Source organism: Rhodovulum sp. (assembly GCF_011048875.1).
GTDB classification, from domain to species: domain Bacteria; phylum Pseudomonadota; class Alphaproteobacteria; order Rhodobacterales; family Rhodobacteraceae; genus Rhodovulum; species Rhodovulum tesquicola.
Genome location: NZ_DSDD01000015.1, coordinates 1 through 2,754, shown reverse-complemented (window position 1 = coordinate 2,754; position 2,754 = coordinate 1). Strand labels below are relative to the sequence as shown.

General features: G+C 67.4%; 2 protein-coding genes and 1 pseudogene. 2 read left to right on the top strand and 1 reads right to left on the bottom strand.

Features of this window, described 5'->3' with window-relative positions:
- Nucleotides 1-204: pseudogene (locus ENN83_RS00625) on the top strand (glucose-1-phosphate thymidylyltransferase); the annotation flags it as partial.
- 97 nt (nucleotides 205-301) lie between these two features.
- Here ENN83_RS00625 and ENN83_RS00620 read toward each other — a convergent pair.
- On the bottom strand, nucleotides 302-1,036 hold the full coding sequence (locus ENN83_RS00620) for a VPLPA-CTERM sorting domain-containing protein (RefSeq protein WP_287182869.1): 735 nt from the start codon (nucleotides 1,034-1,036) through the stop codon (nucleotides 302-304).
- 779 nt (nucleotides 1,037-1,815) lie between these two features.
- Here ENN83_RS00620 and ENN83_RS00615 point away from each other — a divergent pair.
- A partial coding sequence (locus tag ENN83_RS00615; RefSeq protein WP_287182867.1) for a hypothetical protein occupies nucleotides 1,816-2,754 on the top strand: 939 nt, incomplete at its 3' end.

Here is a 2,754-nt window from a genome sequence, read left to right as displayed (position 1 = left end):
GATACCGGCACCCATGCCTCGCTGCTGGACGCGGGCAATTTCGTGCGCACCCTGCAGGAGCGCCAGGGGTTGCAGATCGGCGCGCCGGAAGAGATTGCCTATCGCCAGGGCTGGATCGACCGCGCGGCGCTGATGGCGCATGCAAGAACCTTTGCCAAGACGTGCTACGGGGCGTTCCTGGCGCGACTGGCCGAGGGCGACTGATCCGCGCCTGGCTTGGCGGAAGGCAAGAACTTCAGGTTGCAGTGCAAAAAAGAAGGCCGACATTACGTCGGCCTTCCTGAAGTTATGTCCTGTCGGATCAGGCGTTCTGCTTGCGGCGGCGAACCGCGGCCAAGGCGCCCAGGCCGCCGAGCAGCAGGAAACCGGCTGCCGGCAGCGGCACGACACCGACGGCGGCGCCGTCAAGCGAGAAAGAGTCGTTCACAAAACCGTTGAGGTTCTGGATCGTGACGGTCGCCGAGGTGACCGCAGTCCCGAAGGAGATCACGATGAGTTGCTCGTTTGCGTTCAGCAGCCCGGTGAACTCAACCGGAGTGGCACCATCGGAGGAAACGGTGGCGATCGTTCCCGGAATATCAGCGATGTCCCTAAGACCGAAAACGATCTTGTTGAACGCGCCACCGGTCTCCAATGCCACGTTCCAGACAATCCCGAGCGTGTCGGCTGCGTTCAGCGACCACTCCCCGTTATCCGGCACCAGGTTCCCCTGTCCGTTAAAGCCGTTAAGATCGGGACCGAAGAGCGAAAGGGTGGTGCAGGGGCCACCGCCCGCTGCGACGCAGGTCGACCCGCTTCCGATACCACCGACGGTGTCGAACGTGCCGACAGAGGTGGCGAGCACGCCGGATAGCTCGCCTTCACCGATTGCCGGACCGGTGGTTTCAAAATCCTCGATGGCACCGAGGAGAGCTGCCGTCGCCGTGTTCCAGGCGCCGATGTCGAAGGCCGAGACGGAGATGGTGGACGCTTGTGCGGCACCGACCGTAAGCGCGGTTGCTGCCACAGCAGCCGCGAGATGTGCTTTGATGTTCATGAAGAACCCCCATTAAAATAAACTCCCCTCGTCTTGAATACAGGAGTTTTGGCATCCGCGCAACGGCGACGAGTGAACGGATCGTTAATTTCCGTCCCGGCGCTGCCCGAAGAACCGGAGATGCCCAAAATACAAGCGGCTCCTTCGGTAGGAGCGCCTTCCGCCCCCGGTCGTCATGGGCCACTGGTGTGAACAATCCGACGCCGTACCGCGTGCTTTGGGCCTTTTTCGTGGCCAATCAGCATGTGACCAATCAGCATCTTGTCAGAGGGGCCGCCGTCACATGTGCCCGTGCATCGAGTCGCAGGTGATCTGCAACAGCAGGCCGGGGGTCGGCGCTCTTGCATCTGGCGATGAAGGCTGGCGGCAGGGCGTCGGGCAGGCATGGAGGGAGGCTGTTCGGTCGATGCGGTTCCGGGGCCATGTCGCGTGAACGGTGCCCCTGCGGCTGGTGGGTGTCGGATCGCCGAACGCGTAGAATGCGCGCCCGGCCTCTGGCCGCTCGGGACGGCCAGTGCCAACCGGAGGCGAGCGATGCGGCGGCGTAGCGGGGCGTTTTTCAATTCTTGAAGTCATAAGCAAACGACCGTTTGTTATCGTGGGCAATGGTGTTCCCGGGGGAGCAGAGGGTCCGTTCTCCGCGTTCTGGACTTGAACTGAGCCGTTTCAGTGGCGGCATGCCTGGTGCAGAGCGTGCAGGGCAGCCGGGCCGAGGAGGCTGCAAATGCCGCAATCGAAAATCCCCCATGTCATCCGCGTAAATGTGCTATTCTGCGGATATGACGCGAAGTCCCATTGATCCCGGAACTGCCCATGACGACCCGCCGAGCCTGCCCTCGCCCTATGATCCGGCCCCGCGCCCCGAGGCCGAGCTGTGGTTCCTGCCCGAGGGCGATGCGCCCGGGCACGGGGCAGGGGAGGCGGTCGCGCTGGAGCTATCCCCCTGCCCGCAGCCGCACAGGGTTAGTCTGACCCCCGAGGCCTTCCTTGAAGCCGAAGCCGCACAGGCCGCAGCATTGGCCCGGGCCGCCGCGGCACTGGCGGCGCTGGATGAGGCCGTGCGGCGCAGCGGGCGAGGCATGGCCGAGCGGCTGGCGTTGATCGAGGCCGAGGCGATGCTGCGGGCCGAAGGCGGACCGGCCGGGCGCGAGGAGATCGCCCGCCACCTGGCCCAGGCGCTGCCCGCCGACCGCCACCGCCCCGACATCGCGCGCGCCGCCTGGGCGGTGCGTCGGCTGCTGGCCGCGCCCGGCCCGCCCGGGGAACTCAGGGCCTTTCTGGGCCTGCACAGGGTCGATTCAGCCGCCCTGCCCGAGGATCTCCAGCCCCGTCCAGTGGGGTCGGATTTCGACCTGGCCGCGGCTGCGTTCCAGCATGGCATGGGCGCGCTGGCCCCGGCCCATCCGCTGACCCGGGCCGCCTGGGGGTTCGAGCTGTGGCACCGGGCCGGGCTGTCGGCCGAGGGCGCGGTGGCCGAGCCCGCCACGGCGGCCGCGCGGATCGCGGCGCAGGAAAACCGCGCGCTCGGCTTCGCGCCGCTTTCCCCCGCCCGCGGCACATGGGAACGGCGCGGCACCGCCGAGGCCCGGCTGGCCCAATGGCTGCGGGCCGTCGATGACGGCGCGCGGGCGGCCATGCTGGAAATCGCCCGGGTCGAGACCTGGACCACCCGCGCCCGCGAGGCGGCGGGCGCGATGAAGGGCCGCGGCCCCGCCGCG